This window comes from Paraburkholderia sp. Ac-20347, from assembly GCF_017104805.1.
GTDB classification, from domain to species: domain Bacteria; phylum Pseudomonadota; class Gammaproteobacteria; order Burkholderiales; family Burkholderiaceae; genus Paraburkholderia; species Paraburkholderia tropica.
Genome location: NZ_JAAGPN010000026.1, coordinates 31,639 through 54,903, shown reverse-complemented (window position 1 = coordinate 54,903; position 23,265 = coordinate 31,639). Strand labels below are relative to the sequence as shown.

Below are 23,265 nucleotides of genomic sequence, written 5' to 3'. Positions count from 1 at the left end.
GATCTGGGCGAAGGCGCCGACGCCACGCTCGAACGCCGCGCCGAACCGCGCGCGCCCCGCAAGACCACCGCGCGCTCGCAACTGCCGCGCACGCCGCGCAGCACGGCGTCCGACTATCGCGTCGCCGAGCAGCCGGCTTTCGTGCTGCACAGCTATCCCTATCGAGAAACCAGCCTGATCATCGACGTGCTGTCGCGCGATCACGGCCGCGTCGCGCTCGTCGCGAAGGGCGCGAAGCGGCCGCATTCGGCGCTGCGCGGCGTGCTGCAAACCTTCCAGCCGCTCACGCTGAACTGGACCGGCAAGGGCGAAGTGCGCACGCTCACGGGCGCCGAATGGGTCGGCGGCATGTTGCCGCTGACCGGCGACGCGCTGTTGTGCGGCTTTTACGTCAACGAGCTGCTGGTGAAGTTTCTCGCGCGCGAGGACCCGCATCCCGCGCTCTTCAATCATTACGTCGTCACGCTCACGCGCCTCGCGCACGATCTGCCGCCCGTACAGGTGCTGCGCTCGTTCGAGCGCGTGCTGCTGCGCGACACCGGCTACGCGCTCGCGCTCAACCGCACCGTGAACCGCAAGACCGTGCTGGCCGAAGGGCGCTACGTGTTCGATCCCGAGCGCGGCGTGCGCGAAGCCTCGGACGAGTGGCCCGCGCAATGGCCGGTGCTTTCGGGCCAGACGTTGCTCGATATGGAAGAGGACGATTACCATCGTCCCCAGACCGTCGCGCAGAGCAAGGCGCTGATGCGTTTCCTGCTGAATACTTACCTTGGCGGCACGCCGCTCGCGACGCGCCAGATCCTGATCGACCTGCAGAACCTATGAGCTTCTTTCTGACTTCGCCCAACGTGATCGACCTCGGCGTCAACATCGACCACGTCGCCACGCTGCGCAACGCGCGCGGCACCGCTTATCCCGATCCGATCCGCGCGGCGCTGCTCGCCGAAGAGGCGGGCGCCGATGCGATCACGCTGCATCTGCGCGAGGACCGCCGTCATATCGTCGATGCCGATGTGCGCACGCTGCGTCCGCTGCTCAAGACGCGCATGAATCTCGAATGCGCGGTGACAGCCGAAATGCTCGACATCGCCTGCGAGATCCAGCCGCACGACGTCTGCCTCGTGCCCGAGAAGCGCGCGGAACTCACGACAGAAGGCGGCCTCGACGTCGCCGGCCAGTTCGAAGCCGTGGCCGCTGCCTGCCGTCAGCTCGCCGCAGCGGGTTGCCGCGTGTCGCTCTTCATCGATCCGGACGAAACGCAGATCCGCGCCGCGCAGGCCGCGGGCGCGCCCGTGATCGAACTGCACACGGGCCGCTACGCCGAAGCGCACGAAGCCGCCGAACAGCAGCGCGAGTACGAGCGCGTGGTGGCGGGCGTGAACTGCGGCATGAGCCTCGGCCTGAAGGTCAACGCGGGCCACGGTCTGCACTACACGAACGTGCAGCCGATCGCCGCCATCGAAGGCATTCACGAACTCAACATCGGCCACGCGATCGTCGGGCATGCGGTGTTCGTGGGCTGGGAAAACGCGGTGCGCGAGATGAAGGCGATCATGGTGTCGTCGCGTCTCGCCGCGCAGAACGCGTAACAGCGCCGCGCCGCGCGCGTCGCGTGTTGTGCCGCGCGCGCCACGACCATCCGTTCATCACGAGGAATACATGGCGATTTACGGCATCGGCACGGACATCATCCAGGTGAGCCGTGTGCAGGCAGTGATGGAGCGCACCGGCGGGCGCTTCGCGCAGCGCGTGCTCGGCCCCGAGGAACTCGCGGTCTACGAGGCGCGCAAGGCGCGCTCGGCCACGCGCGGGCTCGCGTATCTGTGCACGCGTTTTTCGGCGAAGGAAGCGTTCTCGAAGGCGATCGGCCTCGGCATGCACATGCCGATGACCTGGCGCGCCGTGCAGACGCTCAACGCGCCCGGCGGCAAGCCGTACATGGTCGCCAATGGCGACCTCGTGCAATGGCTCGAGGAGCGCGGCATCACGACCCATGTGACGATCACCGACGAACGCGATTACGCTGTCTCGTTCGTGGTCGCCGAAACCGACCGCCCGCCGGTTCAGACGCCCGTTCGCTGATCCCTTCCATCCGCTCGCGCCGCGCGCCGCTCGCGTGGCGCGGCCTTCTACGCCCAATACGCCCAACGATCGATGAAACTCATTCCCGGACCGGTCATGCTCGACGTGGTCGGCACGTCGCTCAACGATGACGACGTGCGCCGCCTCGCGCATCCTTCCACCGGCGGCGTGATTCTGTTCGCGCGCCACTACGAGAACCGCGCGCAGCTCGTCGCGCTGACCGATGCGATCCGCGCCGTGCGCGACGACCTGCTGATCGCCGTCGATCACGAAGGCGGCCGCGTGCAGCGCTTTCGCACCGACGGCTTCACCGTGCTGCCCGCGATGGGCCGCATCGGCGCGCTGTGGGACAAGGACGTGCTGCTCGCGACCAAGCTGGCGACGTCGGTCGGCTACATTCTCGCGAGCGAGCTGCGCGCCTGCGGCATCGACCTGAGCTTCACGCCGGTGCTCGATCTGGGCTACGGCCAGTCGAAGGTGGTGGGCGACCGCGCGTTCCACCGCGATCCGCGCGTGGTTACGCTGCTCGCCAAGAGCCTGAATCACGGCCTCGCGCTCGCGGGCATGGCGAATTGCGGCAAGCACTTTCCGGGGCACGGTTTCGCGACCGCCGATTCGCATGTCGCGGTGCCGGTGGACGAGCGTCCGCTCGAATCGATTCTCGGCGAGGACGCGCTGCCGTACGACTGGCTCGGTCTGTCGCTCGCGGCGATCATGCCGGGTCACGTGATCTATCCGAAGGTCGACGAGAAGCCGGCCGGTTTTTCGCACGTGTGGGTCAAGGAGATCCTGCGCGACCGTCTGCGTTTTCCGGGCGCGATCTTCAGCGACGATCTGTCGATGGAAGCGGCGCGCCAGGGCGGCACGCTCGCGCAAGGCGCGCGCGCCGCGCTCGACGCGGGTTGCGACATGGTGCTGATCTGCAACCAGCCGCACGAAGCCGAAAAGGTGCTCGACGCGCTGCGCACGGAAGAGCCGTCGCGCGAGCGCAAGGCGTCGTCGAAGCGCATCCGCCGTCTGATGCCGCGCGGCAAGGCGCTGCGCTGGGACAAGCTGGTGGCCGATCCCGCGTATCTCTCCGCACAGGCGCTGCTGCGCAGCGTGCTGCCTTGAACTGAGCGCCAGACGCGTGGCCACACAGCAAAACGGCGGTCCTTCTGCTGAGAAGGGCCGCCGTTTTTTCGTGCGCGAATGCGTCGTGCAGATCAGTTCAGGCGCATGCGCTGCAGCTTGTTGTAGAGCGTCTTCGGGCTGATGCCGAGCAGCGACGCCGCACGATGGCGCGTGCCGCCGACGGCGTCGAGCGTGGCGCGGATCAGCATTTCCTCGACGTCGGCGAGCGGCGTGCCCACCGTCACCTGCACGCGGTTGCCGTTGCCGTCGCGCGTGCCGCCGCCGTTGCTTTCTTCGGCCTGCAGCGTCTCCAGCACTTCGCCGGACGCGTGCCACGCGCGCTGCACGCGTTCGTGCAATTCGCGCACGTTGCCCGGCCAGTCATAGCCCAGACATTCGCGGATAAAGGCCGGCGACACGAGCCGCGTCGTGCCGGTCAGTCCGCGCGAGTGCGCCTCGATATTGAGCGCATCGACGCACGCGAGGGCGAGGAGGGCGGCGTCTTCGTCGCGCTCGCGCAGCGGCGGCAGTTGCAGCGCGGCGGCGTCCAGACGCAGCCACAGATCCTCGTGCAGCATGCCTTGCTGCACCGCATCGCGCGGCACGGTGCGCGTAGCGGCGATGAGGCGGAAATCGGTGCCGACTTCGCTGCTGCCGCCGACGCGCATGAAGGTCTGCGAGTCGAGCGCGCGCAGCAGCGCTTCCTGCTGGGCGCGCGGCAGATCGGTGAGTTCGTCGATGAAGAGCGTGCCGCCCGACGCCTGATCGACGAGACCGGGCTCGCGCTGCTCCGCGCCGTTGAACGCGCCGCGCTCGTGGCCGAACAGGATGCTCGCGAGCGGCCGTCCGCCCGCGGCCTCGGCGGCCAGCGCGCGCACGTCGCAGACCACGAACGGCCCTTTGCGGCGTCGGCTCAGCTGATGCAGCGTGCGCGCGGCGACTTCCTTGCCCGTGCCGGGCTCGCCCTGCACGAGAATCGCCGATTCGGTCGGCGCGAACTGTTCGATCGCGTCGTAGACGTGCTGGATCGCGTTGCTGCGGCCGAGCATCGGGCCGAAACGGCCGAGTTCGCGCAGCGACGCGCGCAACGTGCGCACTTCCTCGCTGAGTTCGTACGGACGCGGAATGCGTGCGAGCAGGCTGCGCAGGCGCGGGATGTTGACCGGCTTGAGCAGGTAGTCCCAGATGCCGTGGCGCAGGCCTTCGATCGCGCTTTCGACCGTCGCGTTGCCGGTCATCACGATCACGGGCAGCGCGCCGCCGGGCGGCTGGGCGGGCAGATGCGGGAGCAGTTCGAGGCCGCTGCCGTCGGGCAGGTTCAGGTCGACGAGCACGACGTCGGGGATGAAGCGTCCGAGCGCCGCGCGCGCGTCGGCGAGCGTGGCGGCGGTATCGACCGAGAAACCATCGGCGGCCAGGATGGCGGAGAGGCCGGACAGGCTATTGGGATCGTCTTCGACAATCAGGGCGTGTGGCATGGCGCAAGGGCTGACGGATGAGCGCAGACACGCCCGACACGCGCGCAGACGCACGCGCCGGACCAGCCCGACGCGGCGTCGCGGCACGCACGGGCGCGGCGCGATACGGAAGAGTTCAACGGGATCACCGCAGTGTCCCGAGGCAGGTTATTCAGTTCCGGTCCTCCCAGATTGGCGCTCGCTTCCAGCGGTCCTGCTGCGTCTGTCCGCTTTTTCGTTTCGCGGACCCGCGGTGCATTTCGCGGATCCGGCAGCCGACTCGCCGCGCGCTGCGCCGGCCCTGAGCGCCGCAAGATGCCGCGCCGGGCCGTTTTTTTACCCCCAACACCGGCCGCCTTTATCGGGCAGCCGGCTTGAACCTGCGTAATTCCTGCTTGTTCCTGCTTGTACCCGCTCTGCTTGTACCAAGGTCCGGGCAACTATCCGCAAATCAGCGCGCAAACCGGCGCTGACATCAGTCGAACGGCCGATGCGCGTCGAACCAGCGCCGCACTTCCAGTTCCGCCTCGTCACGCGTCTTGCCGTAACGTTCCTGGATCAAACCGGCGAGGCGATCGGCGTGGCCTTCCGCCTTGGCCAGCTCATCGTCCGTGAGCTCGCCCCAGGCGGCCTTCGCCTTGCCGATCAGCTGCTTCCACTTGCCTTCTGCGATGTCGTTGTTCATCGAGTTCTCCTGGTTCCGGGAAGAGGGTGCGTTAGCCGCGATAAAAAGTGGCTATCCCAGAAATAAACCAGCAGAAACCATGCCAGGAGCGCCTTGCCTTGCTGCGCCGATATTGCTCACGTTTTGCGCACCGGCAAAACCGGTAAGGTTTTCCCATGGCACTCACAAACATACACGTTCGGCAAAAAAAGAAAAAGCGCCCCGAGGGGCGCTTTCGCGATTGCATCCGCCATGCATCGATGCGGACGCGTTCGCGTTGCCGTTTGCCTCGTGAAGCTTAGGCGCGGCTGCGGTACTCGTTCGTACGCGTGTCGATTTCGATCTTGTCGCCGATGTTGCAGAACAGCGGCACTTGCAGTTCGAAGCCCGTGGTCAGCTTGGCTGTCTTCAGCACCTTGCCCGACGACGTGTCGCCCTTGACAGCCGGTTCCGTGTAGATGATTTCGCGCACGAGCACCGTCGGCAGTTCGACCGAGATGGCCTTCTCGTTGTAGAACACGACTTCGCAAGCCATGCCGTCTTCGAGGTAGTTGAGGGCGTCGGCCATCATCTCGCCTTCGACTTCGTACTGGTTGTAGTCGGCGTCCATGAACACGTACATCGGGTCGGCGAAGTACGAGTACGTCACTTCCTTGCGGTCGAGCACGACGACGTCGAACTTGTCGTCCGCCTTGTACACGGTTTCCATGCCCGCGCCGGTCAGCAGGTTCTTGAACTTCATCTTCACGACGGCGGAGTTACGGCCCGATTTGTTGTATTCGGCCTTCTGCACGACCATGGCGTCGTTACCGATCATCACGACGTTGCCGACGCGGAGTTCCTGTGCGGTCTTCATAAAAAACTGTCCTGTCCAGATTTAGATAGCTTTGGGTGTGCGCGACGGCAAACGTCGCAAGCGTTCGTTGTGGCCCCCTGCCGGAACGCGTAGCGCTTCGAACGGCGTGTTCGTGTGCGTATTCGCGTATGACCTGCAAGGCGTGCGGAAATCGAGGTCGCTTGAGACGGCTGCCGCCGGATAACCGCTTATTTTAACTGAGTTTTTGCGAATTCGGCCAGATTTCCAGCGAGATCGCCGGTCAGGGCCAGTTCGGCTGCCCAGCCGTGCGCGCGCGCTTTCAGGGCGGGCAGGTGGCGGGCGAGGTCGGCCCAATCCGGCACACGATCCGGCGCACGATCCGGAGCCTTTTGCGCGGTGCCTGGCGCGATCTCAGGCGCGGTCTCAGGCGCGGTCTCAGGCGTGGCGTTATCGGCGGCCGCGATCGTCCCGCTCGCGCCACCGTCGTGCGCGCCAGCCGCGTGCCCGGTGTTGCCGTTCCACGCGTGCCAGAAGCGTTCGAGCGCCTCGCGCGGCGCGGCGTCGAGCGTGCGCGTGTAGTGCTCCAGGGCGGCGTCGAGCTTGGGCAGATGCGCGTCGTCGGCTTGCGGATAGATGTGCCAGACGAACGGCCGCGCCGCCCACTGCGCGCGCACGAACGAATCTTCGCCGCGCACGAAGTTCAGATCGCTCGCCCACAGGAGCGCGTCGTAGCCGCGCTGATCGGTGAAGGCGAGGCTGTGCGCCGTGAGCGACCCGCGCTCGCCGCGCGCGCCCGCGCCGAACGACGGGACGCCGAAGAAGCGCGCGAGCGCGCCCGAAATGCGTCCTTGGGGCGCGAGCAGCACGACCGGCGTCGGATTGTCGCGCCACTGTTCGAGCAGCGTGTCGATGGCGGGATTCTCGTAGGCGAACAGCGAGATCACCGTGGCTTCCGGGCCCGGCGGCGGGCCGCCGGTCGCGCGTTGCCACCACGCCTCGCGCGCGTCGGGCGAGCTTTCGAACGCCGCGCGCGCCGCGTCGAGATCGCGCTCCTTGAGCACGCCGCCCGTGCCCGCGCCGAGGCCCGGAAAGAAAAAGTGCTTGAGCAGCCCGTAACGCGGATGCGGCGACGGACGCAGATGGAAATCGGCGACCCAGTCCTCGGCGCTCAAATATTCGAGATTGAGCCACACGGGCGTGGGCGTGCGTTCGGCCATCGCCGCGACATACGCCGACGGCAGTTCGCAGGCGAACGCCTCGATCACCACATCGGCGATCCGCAGCGTTTCGCCCACGTGATCGGTCTCATGCCAGTGCTCGACGACCACGCCTTCGACCATCTGCGACGCGCGCGACGCGTCGAGCGTCGGGCAGAGCTTTTCGAACGCATGCAGATCGTCGACGAACAGGCGCACCTCCCAGCCGTGCTCGCGCGCGAGCTGACGCGCGAGACGCCAGCAGACGCCGATGTCGCCGAAGTTGTCGATCACGGCGCAGAAGATGTCGCAGGCGAGGGGCGCGGCGGCGTCGTGCGGACGGACGGCGTCGGGCGCGGGGCCGGCGGTGGAGCGGGGAGCGTGGGACATGACGTGGGCTGGCGAGTAGGGCTGGCGGCGGGCGGGCTGCTTCGAGCCGGCTTGTGGGCGCGGCTTTGGGCGGCTTCCGGGTTGCATCCCGGGTACTTCTGGCCCGCGCGGAATGATCTAAACTTGCGATTCTAGGGCAGCCGCATGACCGCGTCGCGTCGCGCGCGCGGATGTTCACCGCCGCTCACCCGCAAGCCTGCCCCGACACGACGCAACTCGACGCTCACAGACGTCCCCAGACTGGATGACCGATTCTCACGATCCCGCCGACTCCCACGGTTCCGCCGCCGACTCCAACGATCCCGCAGACGCGCCCGAAGCCGCCGCCGAAGTCGTCGCTGAAGCCGTAGTCGAAGCGTTCGACCCGAAGGAAGTGCTGGCGCAACTGCCGCATCTGCCCGGCGTCTACCGCTACTACGATGCGCGCGACGCGGTGCTCTACGTGGGCAAGGCGCGCGACCTGAAGAAGCGCGTCTCGAGCTATTTCAACAAGACGCAGCTCTCGCCGCGCATCGCCATGATGGTGACGCGCATCGCGCGTATCGAGACCACGGTCACGCGCTCGGAAGCCGAAGCGCTGCTGCTCGAAAACAACCTGATCAAGGCGCTCGCGCCGCGCTACAACATTCTCTTTCGCGACGACAAGTCGTATCCGTTCCTCAAGCTCACGGGCCACAAGTTTCCGCGCATGGCGTATTACCGCGGCGCGGTCGATCGCAATAACCAGTACTTCGGACCGTTTCCGAGCGCCTACGCGGTGCGCGAAAGCATCCAGATCCTGCAGCGCGTGTTTCAGTTGCGCACCTGCGAGGATTCGGTGTTCAACAACCGCACGCGGCCGTGTCTGCTGCATCAGATCGCGCGCTGCACGGCGCCGTGCGTCGGCGCGATCAGTCAGGACGATTACGCGCGCGATGTAAGCAACGCCTCGCGTTTTCTGCTCGGCCGTCAGAGCGAGGTGATGAAGGAGCTGGAGACGAAGATGCACGCGTTCGCCGCCGAGCTGAAGTTCGAGCAGGCCGCGTCGGTGCGCAACCAGATGAGTTCGCTGTCGACCGTGCTGCATCAGCAGGCGATCGAGACGGGCAGCGAGAGCGACGTCGATATTCTGGCCGTGGTCGCGCTGGGCGGGCGCGTCTGCGTGAATCTCGCGATGGTGCGCGGCGGCCGCCATCTGGGCGACAAGGCGTACTTCCCGGCGCACGTCGAGCGCGCGCTGACCGACGAAGAGGGCGGCGTGGCGGAAACCATCGGCGAGGAAACGGTGGTCGCGGCGACGGCGCTGAAGTCGCTGCCGTCGCTCGCGCGCAAGGCGCTGGTGGCGAGCGCGGGCGCGGCGGCGCAGGCGGAAGACGAAGAGAACGCGGCTGATGAAGCAGGCGCGGACGCAAGTGAAAGCGTAAGCGAAGACATAAGCGAAGACGCAGGCGACCAGCCCGATCCGCTCGCGATCGCGGAAGAACTCGGCAGCGAAACCGAAGCGTCCGACGCCGCTGACAGCCTCGACGAAACCTCCGCCGCGAAGCCGAAATCGTCGAAACGCGCGGCCCGCGCGAACGGCATCGAATCCGAAGTGCTCGATGCTTTCATCGCGCAGCATTACTTCGGCAACCGCGTGCCGCCGGTGCTGGTGGTGAGCCATCCGCCGGCGAACCGCGAGCTCGTCGACGTGCTGTCCGAGCAGGCCGGCCACAAGGTCGCGGTGCTGCGCCAGCCGCAAGGCCAGAAGCGCGCGTGGCTCGCGATGGCCGAGCAGAACGCGCGTCTCGCGCTCGCGCGGCTGCTCTCGGAACAAGGCTCGCAGCAGGCGCGCACGCGCACGCTCGCGCAACTGCTCGGTCTCGAACTCGACGATCTCGCGCATCTGCGCATCGAGTGCTTCGACATCAGCCACACGATGGGCGAGGCGACGCAGGCGTCGTGCGTCGTCTATCACCATCACAAGATGCAGTCGAGCGAGTACCGGCGCTACAACATCACGGGCATCACGGGCGGCGACGATTACGCGGCCATGCGCCAGGTGCTCACGCGCCGTTACGAGAAGATGGTCGCGCAGTCGGCGCGCAACGAAACCGATGAAGCGCAGGCGCTGCAAAGCACCGATCCCGCCGATCCGTCCGCGTCGCCGGACGGCGCGGAACCGGTCGCGACGGGGGGCACCTTGCCCAACATCGTCCTGATCGACGGTGGCAAGGGGCAGGTTGAGATCGCGCGGCAAGTGTTCGACGAACTCGGACTCGACCCTGCGATACTCGTGGGCGTGGCCAAGGGCGAAGGGCGCAAGGTCGGCCTCGAAACGCTGGTGTTCGCCGATGGCCGCGCGCCGCTCGAACTCGGCAAGGAGAGTGCGGCGTTGATGCTGGTCGCGCAGGTCCGCGACGAGGCGCACCGTTTCGCGATCACGGGCATGCGCGCCAAGCGCGGCAAGACGCGCCAGACGTCGCGGCTCGAAGAACTGGAAGGCGTCGGCGCGAAACGGCGTCAGCGGCTGCTCGCGCGCTTCGGCGGTCTGCGCGGCGTGATGGCGGCGAGCGTCGAGGATCTGGCGAGCGTCGAAGGCATCTCGCATGCGCTGGCGGAACAGATCTATCAGCAGCTTCATTGAGGCCGTGTCCGCGCACGGGGAATCGACGGTGCGCGGACGCCAACCTTACGCTTGCTTGTGGCAGCCCCGGTGACGCGGCACAATTGCATCTCCCATAATTGCAACTCCCCCTGACAGACTGCGCGCGCCGATGCCGTTCAATATCCCGATTCTCCTGACGTGGCTGCGGATCGTGGCGATTCCGCTCGTAGTGGGCGTGTTCTATCTGCCGCAGTCGATGCTGAGCCCGATGCATCAGAACGTCGCAGCCATGTGGATCTTCATCCTCGCGGCGCTGACCGACTGGTTCGACGGCTATCTCGCCCGCAAGTGGAACCAGACTTCGTCGTTCGGCGCGTTCCTCGATCCGGTCGCCGACAAGCTGATGGTCACGGCCGCGCTGCTCGTGCTCGTGCACCTGCAACGTCTCGACGCGGTGATCGCGCTCGTGATCGTGGGCCGCGAGATCGCGATTTCGGCGCTGCGCGAGTGGATGGCGCAGATCGGCGCTTCGAAGAGCGTGGCGGTGAATCAGCTCGGCAAGTTCAAGACGGCGTGCCAGATGGTCGCGATTCCGATGCTGCTGTTCTACGCGCCGCTCACGCTCGACGGCAAGACGCTGTTCGATTCGCGCGTGTGGGGCACGTGGCTCATCTACGTGGCAGCGGTGCTGACGATCTGGTCGATGCTCTATTACATGAAGCTCGCGTGGCCGCAGATCCGCGAGCGCGGAAGCCTCTGAGCAGAGGAAATTTCGCGCGGTCGGTCGATTCAGTCACCGACAGCGATCGGCGCGAATTGACCCCGGCGCGCATCTTTTTCCAAAAAGATCACACGAAGGGGTTGACACGATTCAGCGGGTTATACATAATCTCACTTCTCCGCTGCACGACAAGCAGCAAACGAAGCAGATGCGGTGGAGATAGCAGGAAATAGCCGAAGATAAGCAGTCAATCAGCGGCGAAGGTAGTAAAGCAGCAAATACGCGGGAGTAGCTCAGTTGGTAGAGCGCAACCTTGCCAAGGTTGAGGTCGCGAGTTCGAGACTCGTCTCCCGCTCCAGATTCTGGATGCGGCGTTTTGCAAAACTGTGAAACGAAGTATCGGTAGTAAAGAGTAGTGAAGCAGTAAATATGCGGGAGTAGCTCAGTTGGTAGAGCGCAACCTTGCCAAGGTTGAGGTCGCGAGTTCGAGACTCGTCTCCCGCTCCAGATTCTCGGGGAAGCAGCGCTTCCCCTTTTGTTTGGTGGGCCGCAAGGCCATCGCAAAAATCTGTCGGTGGTTGTGAGCGCAAGCAGTTTTTTGCGCCCCAGACATCGAACAGTCCGCTTTTGGCGCGATAGCAAAGCGGTTATGCAGCGGCCTGCAAAGCCGTGTAGGCCGGTTCGACTCCGGCTCGCGCCTCCAAGTAGTTCAAGAAAAAGCCACCTTCGGGTGGCTTTTTCTTTTTCCGCTTTCTGTCTGCTTCCGTCTGCTTCCAGTTCGCTGCTCTATTTCTTCGCGGATGCGCCATCGATCGCCGCGCGCCACGTCGTCATCGCGCGTGCACAATAGCGAATCGCTTCCCACCGGATCTCCGCCATGTCCATCGAACTTCCCGACGAAGAGCGCGCGCTCGCGATCGCGTCGATCCAGCGTTACTTCGAAGCCAACATGGAAGAACCGATCGGCAATATCGCCGCGGGCGGTCTGCTGGGTTTCTTTCTCGAAGAGATCGCGCCGGCCATCTACAACCGCGCGATCGCCGACGCCCAGGAGCGCATGCAGGCGCGCATCGTCGAACTCGATATCGATCTGCACGAAGAGCCGTTTCAATACTGGCGCAAGTACGAGACGCCGCGCCGTCGCAAGTAGTGTTTCGCTCGTGCCGCAAGGCATAATCAGCCTTTCAGCAAGCTTCGATGGAATTCCTATGACCGCGCAGTCCCCCGCATTGCCGACCGTTCAACTCGACTGGCAATGGCAAGCCTTCGATGCACTCAGCGCGCGTGACGTGTACGCCATGCTCAAGCTGCGCTCCGACGTGTTCGTGGTCGAGCAGAACTGCGTCTACGGCGACATCGACGGCGAGGACGACACGGCATGGCATCTGTTCGCCTGGGGCGAGCGCGACGGCAAGCGCGCGCTGGCGGGCTATCTGCGCGTGCTGGTGCCGAGCGCCGACGACCCCGACGTGCGGATCGGCCGGGTGGTGACGTCGCCGGCTTTTCGCGGCATCAAGCTCGGCAACGGGCTGCTCGAACGCGCGATCGCGCACAGCGCGCGTCAATGGCCGGGCGTGCCCATGCGACTGCATGCGCAGGCGCATCTGCAGAAGTTCTACGGTGCATTCGGCTTCACGCCGGTTTCGGAGATTCACGACGAAGACGGCATCCCGCACGTGTGGATGCGTTCGGCTTGATGGTTTGACACCCGAAGCGCTCAGGTGCGCAGCGGCTTGTCTTGCTGCTGTTCCTGCTGCGCGGCGCGTGCGCGGCCACGCCTCGGCTGCGCACGCTGCAGACGTCCGCGCGCGGAAAGGCGCATCCAGTGGCGCAACGCCAGCAGCGCGCCGATCACGCTCATCATCGAGCCCGGAATCCACAGCAACAGGCCGCCGATCTGCTGATCGCGCATCGGCGAAAGCCAGGTGAACGCGCGTCCGCAGATCGAGTAAATCGGATAAAGCTCGTGCGACGTGAAGAAGATGAACGCGCCGAGCACGATCTGCGGCGGAATCGCGGCGATTACCACCAGCACGCGTTTGCCGGGCGCGAGACGCGCGGGCGGCGCGGGGCGCGGGTCGAGCACGAGCCACCAGAACAGCAGCCCGTCGATCACCATGCTCCAGTTCATGACGCGATAAAGCCGCCAGTCGAGCATCGCGACGAAGTGAATCGGCGAGAGCAGCCAGAAATAGATCAGCCCGACGAACAGCGTCACGGCGACGACGGGATGCATCACCACGTCGAGCGCGATGCGCACGGGCCGCGCGGCGAGCGCGGGCCGCACGAAACGCTGACGCCACGCGAACGGAATGCCCGCGCGCAGCGCCGCGCCCGGGTACGAGAGGGCGATGAAGAACGGCCCGAGATGATGCAGCACGAGATGCTGCGCGCGATGCATGAAGAACTCGTGCTCGAAGAAGTAATCGAGCCGCGTGTGCAGCGCGATGTAGAGCGCGCCGAGTCCGAACCAGAACGAAAGCCGGCGCGCGAGCGTGACGCGCGCCTTTTGCTGGCCGCGCACGAAAAGCAGCGCCGCTACGCCAATCGCGATCACGACGGTCGGCGAAGGCTCCCAGGGATCGAGCCAGTAGAGCGGGTTCATCGCGGGCTTCTGCTCGGGTTCATTGCGGGTTCATCACGAGGCGCTGAGTGGAGGCGCTTTGAAGCGTCAGCGACGCGTTACTGCTGCGACGGCGGCTTCACCGCGAACGGCGTGTCGAGCGTCGCGCCATCCGAGAACTTCAGTTTGAGGTGCACCGTGTCGCCCGGCGCGACCTTGTGCTTTGCATGCTCGAGCATCAGGTGATAGCCGCCCGGCGCGATGTCGAGCGTGCCGTGCGCGGGCACCGTCGCCTTGTGAACCATCACCATTTTCTGCGTCGAACCGTTCGACACCGTCTGATGCAGCATCACCATGCCGTAGTCGTCGCTCGATACACCGACGAGATCGACGGGCTTCTCGCCATCGTTCTTGAGCGTGACATAGCCCGCCGCCGGCAGATCGTTCGGCAGCCAGCGCACCCATGCGTTCTGCGCGCTGATCGCCACGTCGGCGGCGTGAGCCGCAGGCGCGAACGCGCTGAACGAGCAGGCAAGCGCAAAGCCGAACGTTGCGGTGAGGGACTTGAGTTTCATCGTCATGGCAGTTCCTGTTGCGGGTAGTACGGGAAATCGGTTCATGTTGCGCGCGGCGCGTGGCTAGTCGTCCTTAACCGTCATGCGCCGTCATGCGGGCGTGTCGATGACGCGGCGCACGTCCTGCGCGATTGCGGCGGGTGTGTCCCGGTCGGTGGCGAGCAGGCGCGCGTGGCCCTGCGCGTCGAACACATAGACGGCCGAGCTGTGCGTGACTTCGTAGCTGCCGTCCGGATCGCGCTTCTCCATCTGATACGCGACGCGATAGCGTTTTGCGAGCGCTTCCACCTGCGCGTCGCTGCCCGTGAGGCCGAGCGCGTGCTGCGCATCGAAAGCGCCCACGTAGGCGTGCAACGCGCTCGGCGTGTCGCGCGCGGGATCGACGGAGATGAAGAGTATCCGCACGTGCTGCGCGTCGGGTCCGAGATTCGCTATGACCTGCATCAGCCGCGCCATGGTTTCCGGACACACGTCCGGGCAATGCGTGTAGCCGAAGTAGACGAGCGTGGTCTGGCCGCGCAGATCGCGGGCCGTCATCGGCCGGCCGTTGTCGGCGGTGAGCGTGAAGGCGAGGTCGGGCAGATGGCCTTGCACGTCGGTCAACTGCCACGGTTCGGCGGGATGCGAGCAGGCGCTGAGTAATGCCGCGGTGGCCAACGCGGTGCCCGATGAAGCGATCGCCGGGACAAATCGCTGCGCGGCGCGCGCCATTCGGCGTGCGAGGCGCGAGGAAAGGGAGGCGGCGAACGGGCGGGTCAAAGGCTGTCTCGGGAAAGCGTTGCTTTGAGGATGTCGACCGGCGCGGGCGGACCGTAAGCCCGGTTGGGCGCGGCGGTCGGCTCCGCGTCATGCCGGTGGACTGTAGCAAAATTGCGGCCTCGCTGCCGCGCGTGCTTCGTCCAGGCGGCGGCCGGCTGTCGAATCGGGGACAAAATGACGCATCAATTCGCGCTCAGGCGACGCCAGCCGGGCGATGCGTCCGGGCCGCTTTTTGTGCAAGAAAGTGTGTCAAAACGCGTCCGCAGGGCCGTTTTCTCGATAATTAAAGGCAGTCGCGGTAAGATTCGCACACTTTCCCAGGCAGGCGCACGCGTCTGCCGAACCGATATCCGGCGCACGCGCCGAGGGGTGAAAAGGCCGTAATGCAAGCAATTCCGCAAGCACTTCCCGCAGCACTGCCGTTCGACAAGACGGCATTTTTCTTCGATTTCGACGGCACGCTCGTCGAGCTCGCGCCCACGCCCGACGGCGTGCTCGTGCGTCCCGACATGCTGGCGCTGCTCGCCGAACTGCGCCGCGCGACGAACGGTGCGGCGGCGATCGTCTCCGGGCGCGGCATCGACAGCATCGACGACTTTCTCGCCATGCCCGACCTGCCGATCGCGGGCCTGCATGGCGCCGAGCGCCGCGACGCGAATGGCGACACGCAGCGCGTCGGTTTTCACGACGCGCGCCTGCTGCACATGGAGCAGGTGCTCGCGGAAGTCGTGCGTACGCATCCGGGCACGTTGCTCGAGATCAAGGGCGCGGCGCTCGCGCTGCATTACCGCAACGCGCCCGAGCACGCCAACGCGGCGCGCGTGGCCACGGAAGCGCTCGCCGCCGAGTTCGCCGACGCCTACGTGCTCCAGCCCGGCAAGATGGTCTACGAAATCAAGCCCAAGGACGTCGACAAGGGTCGCGCGCTGCGCGCGTTCCTCGACGAACCGCCGTTCGCGGGCCGCACGCCGGTGTTCGCCGGCGACGATCTGACCGACGAGAAGGGCTTCGCCGTGGTCAACGAATTCGGCGGTTTGTCGATCAAGGTCGGCGGCGGCGACACGATTGCGCGCACGCGCGTCGACTCGGTCGAGGCGCTGCTCGCCTGGCTCACCGCACTGGTCGCTGCGGCGCGCGGCGCCTGATGGCGTTGCGCGCGTTGTCTCTCTCGCTTCTCGCGCCGGCTGGTCCGGCGCATCTGTTTCACTCCCAGCACGGAACCTGCATCTCATGAGCCGACTGATCATCGTGTCGAACCGGGTCGCGCCGATTTCCGAAGGCGGCCCGGCCGCCGGCGGTCTCGCGGTCGGCGTGTACGACGCACTCAAGGAAACCGGCGGCATGTGGTTCGGCTGGAGCGGCGACGTGCTGTCGTCCGGCCAGCCGAGCATCCAGCTCGAAGAACGCGGCCCTGTCACGTTCGCGACCATTGGCCTGCTGCGCCGCGACTACGACCAGTACTATCGCGGCTTCTCGAACGCCACGCTGTGGCCCGCGTTCCACTATCGCGCCGATCTGGTCCAGTACGACCGCCACGACTACGAAGGCTATTGCCGCGTGAATGCGTGGCTCGCGCAACAGCTCGTGCCGCTGCTGCACGACGACGACGTCATCTGGGTCCACGACTATCACCTGATCCCGTTCGCGCAGGCGCTGCGCGCGGCGGGCGTGAAGAACCGCATCGGCTTCTTCCTGCACATTCCGTTTCCGGCGTCGCAAGTGCTGCTGGCGGTGCCGCCGCATCGCGAGCTGGTCGAGGCGCTGTGTTCGTTCGATCTGCTCGGGTTTCAGACCAAGCCCGATCTGCGCGCGTTCTGCGATTACATCGTCAACGAGGCGAACGGCTCGGTCGAGAAGCGCGCCGACGGTCTCACGCAGATCACGGCCTTCGGCAAGACGCTGGCCGCGAACGATTATCCGATCGGCGTCTATCCCGACGAAGTGGCCGAACTCGCCAAGGCCGGCGAGCGCGGCAAGCCGGTGCGCACGCTAAAGGCGGCGCTGCATGGCCGCAAGGTCATCATGAGCGTCGATCGTCTCGATTATTCGAAGGGGCTCGTCGAGCGTTTTCGCGCCTTCGAGCGGCTGCTCGAAAGCGCGCCGGCGCAGCGCAACAAGGTCTCGTTCGTGCAGATCGCGCCGCCCACGCGCGCCGACCTGCACGCGTATCAGGACATCCGTCTGCGGCTGGAAGCGGAGTCGGGCCGCATCAACGGACGTTTCGCCGAACTCGACTGGACGCCGATCTGGTACATCCATCGTCAGTACGAACGGGCCGTGCTCGCCGCGCTGTTCCGCGCCTCGCACGTGGGCTATGTCACGCCGTTGCGCGACGGCATGAACCTCGTGGCGAAGGAATACGTGTCCGCGCAGGATCCGGAAAATCCGGGCGTGCTGGTGCTGTCGCGTTTCGCGGGCGCGGCGCAGGAGCTGGGCGGCGCGCTGATCGTGAATCCGCTCGACATCGACGGCATGGCCGACGCGCTCGGCAAGGCGCTGGCGATGCCGCTCGCCGAGCGCCTCGCGCGCTACAACGACATGATGGTCCAGCTGCGCGAGAACAACGTCTCGGTGTGGCGCGACCGCTTCATGCGCGATCTTACGGACGTGCCCAAACGCTCGGTCGCCTGATCGTCCGGGCGCGTGGTGCGGGCGAGGGCGCTACGTTCGCGGTCACGCACTCGCCAAAGAAAAAAGCCGCTTCTTTCGAAGCGGCTTTTTTTGCGTCCAGGTTTCGCGAGTGAAATTCGCGAGCGGTATTCGCGAAGGACGTTAGCAGGCAACTCAGGCGACGTGTTTTTCGTCGGCCTTTTTGTTGCCGAGATGCAGCGTCGAGCCCTTGCCGTACTGCTTCGCGAGCAGTTCGCGATAGAGGCCCGGACGGTTGCGCAACTCATCGGGATTGCCGTCGTCGATCACCTTGCCCGTGCTCATCACGATGATGCGGTCGAAGTTTTGCAGCGTCGACAAGCGGTGCGCGATGGCGATCACGGTGCGGCCGACCATCAGACGGTCGAGCGCCTGCTGGATTGCTTCTTCCGACGCGCTGTCGAGCGCCGAGGTGGCTTCGTCGAGCAGCAGGATCGGCGCGTTCTTGAGGATCGCGCGCGCGATGGCGATGCGCTGACGCTGGCCGCCCGAGAGCTTCACGCCGCGGTCGCCCACGATCGTGTCGTAGCCTTCGGGCATCGCTTCGATGAAGTCGGCGCAGCGCGCCTCGCGGGCGGCGGCGAGCACTTCCTCGCGGCTCGCCTCGGGGCGGCCATAGGCGATGTTCTCGTAGATCGAGCGGTGCAGCAGCGAGATGTCCTGCGGCACCAGCGCGATGGCGTGGCGCAGGCTGTCCTGCGTCACGTGCGCGATGTCCTGGCCGTCGATCTTGATCGAGCCGCCCTGGGTCTCGTAGAAATGCTGCAGCAGCGCGAGCACGGTGGTCTTGCCCGCGCCCGACTTGCCGATCAGGCCCACCCGCTGGCCTGCCTGAATCTGCAGATCGAAGTGATCGAGAATCGGCTTGCGGTGCGGATAGGCGAAAGTCACGCCTTCGAAGTCCACGCGGCCGCCTTGCGCGATGAGCTCGCTCGCGTCGTCGCGGTCGGGCATGCCGTGCGGCTCCAGCAGCGTCTGCACGGCTTCAGCGAGACGCGCCACGTGCTGCGTCACGTCGACGAGCGCCACGGCCAGGTCGCGCGTGCCGTGCAGGATCGTGAAGCCCAGCGAGCTCACGAGCACGATGTCGCCCGAAGTGGCCTTGCCCTGATCCCAGAGCCACAGCGCCCAGCCGAGCAGGCCGGCCGAGAGCATGGCCGTGATCACGGCGTGCAGTAGACGCAGCTTTTCGAGGTAGAGCAGGCTCTGGCGGCGCGCGTCCAGTTCGGCCTTGACGGTCGAGCCGAAGCGCTTCTGCTCGCGAAACGTCATGCCGAAGGCGCGCACGAGCGCCATGTTGCCGATTACGTCGACGAGCTCGCCGTCCACGGCGGCCGCGCGGGAGGCGAACGCGTGGTGGCGGGCCGAGCCGCGACCGGCCAGCTTGAACAGGATCACCGAGAGGATCGCCGAGCAGAGCAGCAGACCGGCCGCCATCAGCGGATTCACGGCGATGATCATGACGATCGCGCCCGCGACCGCGATGCACGGCGGCAGCACGTTCCAGGCGGTGGTGTTCTCGGCCGTGTAGACGGCGTTCGAGGTGGCGGTGATCCGGCTGGCGAGCGTGCCGGGCTGTTTCTCCGAGTAATAGGTGGGCGAGTGGCCGCTCAGGTACTGGAACAGGTCGCGCCTGAGGTCGCCGGTGACGGCGACGAACGTGTGCGCGGCGAACCAGCCGCCGACCCGCCAGAGCAGGTTGTCGGCGGCAATCAGGCCCACGAGGATCGCGAACGCGGTCCACAGCGGACCAGGATGGTGACGGCCGGTACCGAGCACGTCGATCAGATGCTTGATCGCGTACTGCGAAGCAAGCGCGCAGCCGACAGCCGCAAACACGCTGGCGAGCACGACGGCGTGGGCGAACGGATGGCGCTTGATGTAGCGGAAAAGGAACGCGAGCGGCCGCCGCGCATAGCTCGCGAGCTTTGCGTTGTGGGCGTTACGCTGGGCGATGGTCAGATGTTCCAATTGATCGGTGGTCGGTCTGACGGAGCTTCGTCCGTACGAGGTGGAAAAAGAGATAGGAAGGCGCTGCGGCAAACCTGACGGAATATCCGCATTGTAAACATCCATTACGCGGGGCGCATGCCCCGTGCCCGCTGCGCGCGCATCTTATCGCGACTACGCGGCAACCGGTGTGCCTTCCTGCAAGGTGTCGTGGCCAAGGTTCAGCAAGTTTTCCCGGCCTTTTTAGAGATACAATTATGGATTGCGTTCGGAATTCCTTGATGCGCTGTCGCATCACGTTATCCGAACAGTTTGCGAATAGTTTGTGAACATTGCGCGAATGGTCCGCGCCAGTGTCTCACAGTGAACCAGGACAACCGCGTGCGATTCGTAAGATGTCGCGTACAGCACGTGCCAGGCGGCGCGTGATGGCCCGGTTCCGGTTGCCGGCGCCACGCGCCGGCCGGAAACGCTCCCCTAATTTATAACTGTCTTTAAAAACAGGGGGTTGCGGAGTGTTTCCAGTTTGTAACAACGTAAAGACTTTGAAATGTTCTAGCCGGCTATGGGTGCAAACCCGGATAATGCCGACTCGAACGGCGTAGGGAAATTGACAGCTTTTGTGTCAACGACAGCGACCCCTGCGCGTTTACCGCCTGAGCCGCCGCGCGTGACGATCCGTCACGAGACAACTGCGTCGGTCTGTGTGCCGGGCATCCGGCGCGGTTAGCGGTACGGAACGCCTGGCAGGGCGAGCGGCACAGGCCGCGGCTCGCGAGGTCGATTGTCAAACTTGCAGTACTTTGCCCGATTTATTACGAGGAAGGAGTTCACCACTATGCGAATCGCTCAAATCGCTCCGTTGCACGAGGCGGTTCCTCCCAAGCTGTACGGCGGCACGGAACGGGTGGTCTCCTACCTGACCGAAGCGCTGGTCGAACAGGGTCACGATGTTACGCTGTTCGCGAGCGGCGATTCGATCACCTCGGCGAAGCTCGAAGCCTTCTGGCCGCAGGCGCTGCGCCTCGACCCGACGATTCGCGACGTGATGGCCCCGCACATGCTGCTGCTCGAAGAAGTGCGCCGCCGCGCGCATGAATTCGACGTGCTGCATTTCCACATCGACTACTACCCGTTCTCGCTGTTCCAGCGTCAGGAAGTGCCTTTCGTCACGACGATGCACGGCCGCCTGGACCTGCCCGAACTGCAACCGATCTTCAACGCGTTCAGCGACGTGCCGGTCGTCTCGATCTCGGACAACCAGCGCCTGCCGCTGCAGCAAGCCAACTGGCAACAGACCGTCTACCACGGCCTGCCGGAAGACGTGCTGCGTCCGATCGACAACGTCGAGCCGGGCTATCTCGCCTTCCTCGGCCGCGTTTCGCCGGAGAAGGGTCTGGACAAGGCGATCCGCATCGCCGGTCAGGCCGGCATGAAGCTCAAGGTCGCCGCCAAGATCGACAAGGCCGACCGCGCCTACTACGAAGAAGTCATCAAGCCGCTGATGGCGCAGTCGCACGTCGAGTACATCGGCGAAATCGGCGAGCACGAAAAGCGTGAATTCCTCGGCAACGCGCACGCGCTGGTGTTCCCGATCGACTGGCCGGAGCCCTTCGGTCTGGTCATGATCGAAGCCATGGCTTGCGGCACGCCGGTCATCGCGTTCAAGCGCGGTTCGGTGCCGGAAGTCATCGACAACGGCGTGTCGGGTTTCGTCGTCGAAGACGAAATCAGCGCAGTCGCGGCGGTCAAGCGCCTGTCGACGCTGTCGCGCGAGAAGGTGCGCGGCGCGTTCGAATCGCGCTTCTCGTCGAAGGTCATGGCGAAGAACTACGTCGCCGTGTACGAAGAAATGCTGCGCCAGAAGCGCCGCACCGTGCTGCGCGAAGTCAACGCCAGCTAAGTGCGCGGTTCGAGCCGTCGTCTGACGGCTCGCGCGGATTTTTACAACGCCTCAGTGCCTTGCACTGGGGCGTTGTTACATTTACGCCGCACGTAAGGGTCCTCACTGGCTGCGAGCGTGAGGGGCGGCGGCAATGTCCCTATAATGGCCGTTCCGCGAAATTGGCGGCCTTTTTTTACGACAGCGACAACAGGAGAAGTGCCTTGGCAAGAACCCGACCGACGCGCGCCGTCACCGTTCCCGGTGCCGGCACGATGTTCGCGTTGCGCGCGATCGGTCTCGTGATCCTTGCGCGCTGGCTCCACTCGATGGCTCAGATGAATTTCATCGCGGCGCTCGAGGGGATGGCCTCGTCGCCGGTCGCGTGTCTGAATCTCGTCTTCCTGTTTCTGCTGATCGTGTTGCCGGGCGCGAAGGCTCGCGTGGAGCGTCCGTTCCATCCGCTGCCTCAGTGGCTGCGCCAGGCGCTGCGCTTCTTCGGCATTTTCGGTTGCCTGTTCGCGCTCTGGTCGATTGGCGCTTTCGTGTGGATGGCGGGCTGGCGTCGCGCCGTGCACGCCGCCGCCGAGACCAACGGCTGGCTCGTGGTGCTGCCCGCGCTGTACGCGGCCGTCGTGTGGATCTGCCGTCCGCGTGCGCTGTGGCGGTCGAACTTCGCGGCGCGGCGGTTCGCGATCGGGCGCTATGCGGTCTCGATCGATGTCGCGACGCGCACGACGGTGGTCTGGCTCGAAAGCCGCAAGCTCGGTCAGTACGACGCACGCGAGTTGTCGGTGCGCTGGCCCGGCGATGCACGGGTGCGGAGTGAGTCGAATTTGCAGCGTGGGGCGGGTGGGGCGGGCGGCGTCGGCGTCGTGCCCGTTAGCGAGCCGATCGATGAGCCGGTCACGCCGAGCGTGCCGCTCGATGCCGAGGCCACGCTGGCGGCTACGCCTGAGTCGGCCGCGCCCGTGGTTCCGGCTGCACCGGCAACGTCGACGAGTACGCAGATCGCAGTGATCCCGCCGCCTCAAGCGGCTGCGTCGTCGCACGAGCGCCGTCCGAAAATCGAATTGATGTGGGACTCGCCGGCCGCGGCGGGTCACAACCGTCAGACCGTGTTCCGCAGCCGTCTCATGACCGAGGGCGATCGTGTGGCCGCCCGCGCGCTGGATGCCGCGCTGAAACAGGCTTGAAGCGCGAGCGCGGTTCGCCGCCTCGCGGGTTGCAGCCTGGTTTCTCGCGTTTCTGCTATTCCTTCTGCTTGTCTCTGTTTCGATCGTCTTTCCGATTCCCGTCGTAACCGCGGAGCGCGCTCCGCCGCAGCTTGCCGATCCATCGTCGCTTCGAAGGAGTCGCCATGCTTATCCGCTGGTTGCTTGCCGCCATTCATCTGCTGGCCTTCGGATTCGCGCTCGCCTCGATCCTGCGGCGTTCGCGCGGTCTGCGCCGCTGCACTTCGACAGAGGAGCTGCCCGCCATCTTCAGCGCCGATAACGGCTGGGGCGGCTCGGCGGTCGTGCTGATCGTCACGGGCGCGATGCGCGCATTTGGCGGCTTCGAGAAGGGCGCGGATTACTACCTCCACGAACCGCTCTTTCACGTAAAGATGGGCGCGCTCGTGCTGATCCTTCTGCTCGAAATTGCACCGATGATGGCGCTCGTGCGCTGGCGCAACGCCGTCAAAAACGGCGACGTGCCCGATCTCACGCGCGCGCCGAAATATGCGCGCATCGGTATGTGGCAGACGCTGCTGCTCGTTGTGATGGTGTTTGCCGCGACGGGCATGGCGCGCGGCATCGGGCTGGCGGGGATGGATGCGGATGGCGCGTCGTAGTGGGGCGGGCGGGTGGATGTGTCCCGAACTCCATTCATCAGCAG

21 protein-coding genes and 3 tRNA genes are annotated in these 23,265 nt (G+C 65.6%); 16 read left to right on the top strand and 8 right to left on the bottom strand.

What is annotated here, in order from left to right:
• The 4 genes from recO to nagZ form a co-directional block, all read left to right on the top strand.
• Positions 1-825, top strand: an 825-nt coding sequence (gene recO, locus G3N97_RS07960; protein ID WP_205992729.1) for a DNA repair protein RecO, incomplete at its 5' end; no start/stop codon positions are given.
• Positions 822-1,589 carry a pyridoxine 5'-phosphate synthase gene (gene pdxJ / locus G3N97_RS07955; protein ID WP_205992728.1) on the top strand — a complete coding sequence of 256 codons (768 nt, stop codon included), beginning with the start codon at positions 822-824 and terminating at the stop codon, positions 1,587-1,589. The genes recO and pdxJ, both read left to right, overlap by 4 nt.
• Before the next feature lie 70 nt (positions 1,590-1,659).
• A complete protein-coding gene (gene acpS / locus G3N97_RS07950) occupies positions 1,660-2,082 on the top strand; it encodes a holo-ACP synthase (protein ID WP_065061321.1) in 423 nt (140 codons plus the stop codon).
• Between the two features lie 72 nt (positions 2,083-2,154).
• On the top strand, positions 2,155-3,195 hold the full coding sequence (gene nagZ, locus G3N97_RS07945; protein WP_205992727.1) for a beta-N-acetylhexosaminidase: 1,041 nt from the start codon (positions 2,155-2,157) through the stop codon (positions 3,193-3,195).
• A 92-nt stretch (positions 3,196-3,287) separates the two neighbouring features.
• Here the strand turns inward: nagZ and G3N97_RS07940 are convergent, their stop codons facing one another.
• The 4 genes from G3N97_RS07940 to earP form a co-directional block, all read right to left on the bottom strand.
• Entirely contained in the window at positions 3,288-4,673 is a 1,386-nt protein-coding gene (locus G3N97_RS07940; protein ID WP_205992726.1) for a sigma-54 dependent transcriptional regulator, read from the bottom strand.
• Between the two features lie 454 nt (positions 4,674-5,127).
• Positions 5,128-5,337, bottom strand: a complete 210-nt coding sequence (locus G3N97_RS07935) for a CsbD family protein (protein WP_065061324.1) — start codon at positions 5,335-5,337, stop codon at positions 5,128-5,130.
• 277 nt (positions 5,338-5,614) lie between these two features.
• The gene (gene efp / locus G3N97_RS07930) at positions 5,615-6,172 is read right to left on the bottom strand and encodes an elongation factor P (RefSeq protein WP_205992725.1); all 558 of its coding nucleotides are present in this window, start codon (positions 6,170-6,172) and stop codon (positions 5,615-5,617) included.
• A 188-nt stretch (positions 6,173-6,360) separates the two neighbouring features.
• Positions 6,361-7,719 (bottom strand): elongation factor P maturation arginine rhamnosyltransferase EarP, encoded by a 1,359-nt coding sequence (gene earP / locus G3N97_RS07925; protein WP_205992724.1) that lies wholly within the window; start codon positions 7,717-7,719, stop codon positions 6,361-6,363.
• A gap of 244 nt (positions 7,720-7,963) precedes the next feature.
• Between earP and uvrC the strand changes: the two genes are divergently transcribed.
• The 7 genes from uvrC (at position 7,964) to G3N97_RS07890 (ending at position 12,703) form a co-directional block, all read left to right on the top strand.
• Positions 7,964-10,324 (top strand): excinuclease ABC subunit UvrC, encoded by a 2,361-nt coding sequence (gene uvrC / locus G3N97_RS07920; protein ID WP_205992723.1) that lies wholly within the window; start codon positions 7,964-7,966, stop codon positions 10,322-10,324.
• 130 nt (positions 10,325-10,454) lie between these two features.
• Positions 10,455-11,045 carry a CDP-diacylglycerol--glycerol-3-phosphate 3-phosphatidyltransferase gene (pgsA, locus tag G3N97_RS07915; RefSeq protein WP_205992722.1) on the top strand — a complete coding sequence of 197 codons (591 nt, stop codon included), beginning with the start codon at positions 10,455-10,457 and terminating at the stop codon, positions 11,043-11,045.
• Between the two features lie 243 nt (positions 11,046-11,288).
• Positions 11,289-11,364: transfer RNA gene (locus tag G3N97_RS07910), tRNA-Gly, on the top strand.
• Positions 11,365-11,437: 73 nt separating this feature from the next.
• Positions 11,438-11,513: transfer RNA gene (locus G3N97_RS07905), tRNA-Gly, on the top strand.
• Between the two features lie 122 nt (positions 11,514-11,635).
• Positions 11,636-11,709 (top strand) — tRNA-Cys (locus G3N97_RS07900).
• Positions 11,710-11,883: 174 nt separating this feature from the next.
• Entirely contained in the window at positions 11,884-12,156 is a 273-nt protein-coding gene (locus tag G3N97_RS07895) for a DUF2164 domain-containing protein (protein ID WP_205992721.1), read from the top strand.
• A gap of 58 nt (positions 12,157-12,214) precedes the next feature.
• Complete coding sequence (locus G3N97_RS07890) at positions 12,215-12,703, top strand: GNAT family N-acetyltransferase (protein ID WP_065061328.1); 489 nt, start codon at positions 12,215-12,217, stop codon at positions 12,701-12,703.
• A gap of 20 nt (positions 12,704-12,723) precedes the next feature.
• On the opposite strand, the gene G3N97_RS07885 is transcribed toward G3N97_RS07890, so the two are convergent.
• From G3N97_RS07885 to G3N97_RS07875, 3 genes are all read right to left on the bottom strand, one after another.
• Positions 12,724-13,611: a cytochrome c oxidase assembly protein gene (locus tag G3N97_RS07885; protein ID WP_241030455.1), complete on the bottom strand. Its 888-nt coding sequence runs from the start codon at positions 13,609-13,611 to the stop codon at positions 12,724-12,726.
• A gap of 77 nt (positions 13,612-13,688) precedes the next feature.
• Entirely contained in the window at positions 13,689-14,150 is a 462-nt protein-coding gene (locus G3N97_RS07880) for a copper chaperone PCu(A)C (protein WP_205992720.1), read from the bottom strand.
• An 84-nt stretch (positions 14,151-14,234) separates the two neighbouring features.
• A complete protein-coding gene (locus G3N97_RS07875) occupies positions 14,235-14,855 on the bottom strand; it encodes an SCO family protein (protein ID WP_205992732.1) in 621 nt (206 codons plus the stop codon).
• Positions 14,856-15,286: 431 nt separating this feature from the next.
• Between G3N97_RS07875 and otsB the strand changes: the two genes are divergently transcribed.
• A complete protein-coding gene (otsB, locus tag G3N97_RS07870) occupies positions 15,287-16,048 on the top strand; it encodes a trehalose-phosphatase (protein WP_205992719.1) in 762 nt (253 codons plus the stop codon).
• A gap of 85 nt (positions 16,049-16,133) precedes the next feature.
• Positions 16,134-17,534: an alpha,alpha-trehalose-phosphate synthase (UDP-forming) gene (gene otsA / locus G3N97_RS07865; protein WP_176080974.1), complete on the top strand. Its 1,401-nt coding sequence runs from the start codon at positions 16,134-16,136 to the stop codon at positions 17,532-17,534.
• Positions 17,535-17,687: 153 nt separating this feature from the next.
• On the opposite strand, the gene G3N97_RS07860 is transcribed toward otsA, so the two are convergent.
• Entirely contained in the window at positions 17,688-19,523 is a 1,836-nt protein-coding gene (locus tag G3N97_RS07860) for an ABC transporter ATP-binding protein (RefSeq protein WP_205992718.1), read from the bottom strand.
• 817 nt (positions 19,524-20,340) lie between these two features.
• Between G3N97_RS07860 and G3N97_RS07855 the strand changes: the two genes are divergently transcribed.
• The 3 genes from G3N97_RS07855 to G3N97_RS07845 all read left to right on the top strand — a co-directional run bounded on the left by G3N97_RS07855 (position 20,341) and on the right by G3N97_RS07845 (position 23,221).
• The gene (locus G3N97_RS07855) at positions 20,341-21,405 is read left to right on the top strand and encodes a glycosyltransferase family 4 protein (protein WP_205992717.1); all 1,065 of its coding nucleotides are present in this window, start codon (positions 20,341-20,343) and stop codon (positions 21,403-21,405) included.
• Positions 21,406-21,608: 203 nt separating this feature from the next.
• The gene (locus G3N97_RS07850; RefSeq protein ID WP_205992716.1) at positions 21,609-22,580 is read left to right on the top strand and encodes a hypothetical protein; all 972 of its coding nucleotides are present in this window, start codon (positions 21,609-21,611) and stop codon (positions 22,578-22,580) included.
• 164 nt (positions 22,581-22,744) lie between these two features.
• The gene (locus tag G3N97_RS07845; protein ID WP_205992715.1) at positions 22,745-23,221 is read left to right on the top strand and encodes a DUF2214 family protein; all 477 of its coding nucleotides are present in this window, start codon (positions 22,745-22,747) and stop codon (positions 23,219-23,221) included.
• The last annotated feature ends 44 nt before the right edge of the window (positions 23,222-23,265 follow it).

Coding starts and splice junctions, on each gene's coding strand:
- pdxJ (WP_205992728.1), top strand. CDS start 822: ATGAGCTTCTTTCTGACTTCGCCCAACGTGATCGACCTCGGCGTCAAC.
- acpS (WP_065061321.1), top strand. CDS start 1,660: ATGGCGATTTACGGCATCGGCACGGACATCATCCAGGTGAGCCGTGTG.
- nagZ (WP_205992727.1), top strand. CDS start 2,155: ATGAAACTCATTCCCGGACCGGTCATGCTCGACGTGGTCGGCACGTCG.
- G3N97_RS07940 (WP_205992726.1), bottom strand. CDS start 4,673: ATGCCACACGCCCTGATTGTCGAAGACGATCCCAATAGCCTGTCCGGC.
- G3N97_RS07935 (WP_065061324.1), bottom strand. CDS start 5,337: ATGAACAACGACATCGCAGAAGGCAAGTGGAAGCAGCTGATCGGCAAG.
- efp (WP_205992725.1), bottom strand. CDS start 6,172: ATGAAGACCGCACAGGAACTCCGCGTCGGCAACGTCGTGATGATCGGT.
- earP (WP_205992724.1), bottom strand. CDS start 7,719: ATGTCCCACGCTCCCCGCTCCACCGCCGGCCCCGCGCCCGACGCCGTC.
- uvrC (WP_205992723.1), top strand. CDS start 7,964: ATGACCGATTCTCACGATCCCGCCGACTCCCACGGTTCCGCCGCCGAC.
- pgsA (WP_205992722.1), top strand. CDS start 10,455: ATGCCGTTCAATATCCCGATTCTCCTGACGTGGCTGCGGATCGTGGCG.
- G3N97_RS07895 (WP_205992721.1), top strand. CDS start 11,884: ATGTCCATCGAACTTCCCGACGAAGAGCGCGCGCTCGCGATCGCGTCG.
- G3N97_RS07890 (WP_065061328.1), top strand. CDS start 12,215: ATGACCGCGCAGTCCCCCGCATTGCCGACCGTTCAACTCGACTGGCAA.
- G3N97_RS07885 (WP_241030455.1), bottom strand. CDS start 13,611: ATGAACCCGCTCTACTGGCTCGATCCCTGGGAGCCTTCGCCGACCGTC.
- G3N97_RS07880 (WP_205992720.1), bottom strand. CDS start 14,150: ATGACGATGAAACTCAAGTCCCTCACCGCAACGTTCGGCTTTGCGCTT.
- G3N97_RS07875 (WP_205992732.1), bottom strand. CDS start 14,855: ATGGCGCGCGCCGCGCAGCGATTTGTCCCGGCGATCGCTTCATCGGGC.
- otsB (WP_205992719.1), top strand. CDS start 15,287: ATGCAAGCAATTCCGCAAGCACTTCCCGCAGCACTGCCGTTCGACAAG.
- otsA (WP_176080974.1), top strand. CDS start 16,134: ATGAGCCGACTGATCATCGTGTCGAACCGGGTCGCGCCGATTTCCGAA.
- G3N97_RS07855 (WP_205992717.1), top strand. CDS start 20,341: ATGCGAATCGCTCAAATCGCTCCGTTGCACGAGGCGGTTCCTCCCAAG.
- G3N97_RS07845 (WP_205992715.1), top strand. CDS start 22,745: ATGCTTATCCGCTGGTTGCTTGCCGCCATTCATCTGCTGGCCTTCGGA.